This window comes from Bradyrhizobium monzae (assembly GCF_021458635.1).
Lineage (GTDB): Bacteria > Pseudomonadota > Alphaproteobacteria > Rhizobiales > Xanthobacteraceae > Bradyrhizobium.
Window position 1 is genome coordinate 1 of sequence record NZ_JAIRDQ010000031.1, and the last position, 2,175, is coordinate 2,175.

The 2,175-nt window shown below is 64.8% G+C and carries 1 protein-coding gene; it reads left to right on the forward strand.

Translation table 11 applies throughout. From position 1 onward, the window contains the following. Positions 1–106 precede the first annotated feature (106 nt). Positions 107–2,152, forward strand: a complete 2,046-nt coding sequence (locus tag K3F49_RS38995; RefSeq protein ID WP_234686150.1) for an SDR family NAD(P)-dependent oxidoreductase — start codon at positions 107–109, stop codon at positions 2,150–2,152. Positions 2,153–2,175 lie beyond the last annotated feature (23 nt).

Sequence of the window (2,175 nt, forward strand, 5' to 3'; positions counted from 1 at the left end):
ATCCGAGCCCGAGCTTGCGCTGCGCCACGGTGCGGTGCTGGCGCCGCGGCTGGCGCGCGCTGGCGCTGGTGCGGCTGAGCCGCGTCCTCTCGACGTCAGTGGAACGGTGTTGATCACGGGTGGTGCGGGCGAGCTCGGCAGTGCAGTCGCGCGGCATCTCATTGCCAGGCACGGTGTGCGTCATCTGTTGCTGACGTCGCGTCGCGGAATGGCGACGCCTGGAGCAACCGAGTTGGTCGCCGAGCTCGAGGCGCTGGGCGCGCAGACGGTCGAGCTCGTGAGTTGCGACGTCTCGAACCGTGACGCGGTTGGCGCGGTGTTGAGCGCCATCGCGTCAGACCGCCCGTTGACGGGCGTGTTCCACCTTGCCGCGACGCTGGACGACGGGATCGTGCCGGCGCTCACGGTGGAGCGGCTGGAGCGGGTGCTGCGACCGAAGCTCGATGGCGCCTGGCATCTGCACGAGCTGACCGCGGATAAGGACCTCGCTGCGTTCGTGCTGTTTTCGTCAGCGGGAGGGCTTGGCAGCCCGGGCCAGGCGAACTACGCGGCGGCGAACGTGTTCCTTGATGCACTTGCGGCGGAACGCCGGCATCGCGGTCTTGCGGGGCAGAGCCTGTTGTGGGGACTGTGGGAGCAACGCGGCGTGGGTATGACGGCGCATCTTGGCCGGGCCGAGCTGATGCGGATGCGCCGGCAAGGCGTGCAGGCGTTGTCGCTGGAGCCAGGACTCCAATTGCTGGACGCGGCGCAAGCGCTGCCCGATGCGATGGTGATCCCGATTCATCTGGATCTCGGCGCGATGCAGCGCCAGTTCGCCGACGACGTGCCGCCACTGTATCGTGGCCTGGTGCGCAGTGGATTGCGGCGCGCCTCGGCAGGAAGCGGCGACACCAATAGTCTGCGGTCGCGGCTGGCGTCGCTTGCGAGCGACGCGGAGCGGCTGCTGGCGCTGGTGGAGCTGGCGCAGGCGGAGATTGCGGCGGTGCTGGCGCTGCCCGGAGCCTCGTCGGTGCCTGCGGATCAATCGCTCAAGGACCTTGGTCTGGACTCGCTGATGGCGGTCGCACTCCGCAACCGGCTGTCGGGGCAAATTGGGGCCAAGCTGCCGACCACACTCGCCTTCGATTATCCGTCGGCGCGGGCGATCGCGCAGCTGTTGCAGGAGAAGATCGCGTCCAGCGAGCGTGCGTCGCAGCGGCAAGGTGCGGGAGTCAAAGGCAAGGCCCGGTCGAAACTCGAAGGGCTTACGTCACTCGCGGCATTGCTCGACAGCGCAGATCCCGAATTTCTGCGCCAGCTCGACCTGGAACGGCGGCTTTCAGGGCTTGCGGAGATGAGCGCCCTGCTCGAGAAGGGAAATTCCTCTTGCATCGTTCCGATACGCCCCGGATTTGGAGATCGGGTCATGATTTACATCCCGGGTCTCGGCCACGGCTCCACCCGTGAGAACACGCCCCAGGCGATCAAGGACCTGGCTGGGGACTATCCTATCGCGGGTCTCAACCCATACCCGCTCGCAGAGCAAGGGCTTCTGAATGGAACTGTCGAAGACCTGGCTTTGAATTATGCGCCACACGTGGAGTCCTGGATTGGTGGCCGTTCCGTGTTCTTCGTTGGCGGCTCCTTCGGCGGCGTCGTCGCCATTGCGCTGGCTGCTGAATTGGAACGTCGTGGCCATCACGTGACGGGAATTGCCTTGCTTGACACGCAGTCGCCGCCTGACCTGACCTCCGTGCCGACATCAATGATGCAGGTCGTCGACGGAATCGGCTGGGCCCACCTGATGAGGACGTATGGCCTTGACGAGGATGATTCCGAAAGGCTGGCCGAACTCACCGGTGCTCCGTCAACGCAAGCTCTGCGTGAGATGATCTCCGACAACGTCAAGGGCCAGATCGGCTACGCCTTGCCGGACGTGGCTGCGCCCATCTACATGCTGCACGCCAGGGAGCACGATCCTGGACTTCGGAGCCTTGAAGACCATTTGGTCCCGGATTTGGGCTGGGGTCGATTTGGGCTCAAGATGACTTCCGTCATCATGGTGCCAGGCACGCACAGCTCCATGTACGCCCACCCGGAAATGCCCGGTTACATCGACGCGCTGGTTGATAAGGGGATCATGATGGGGATGAGCGAAGTCGCGGAGTAACCCATTGATTCGACACATCCCGT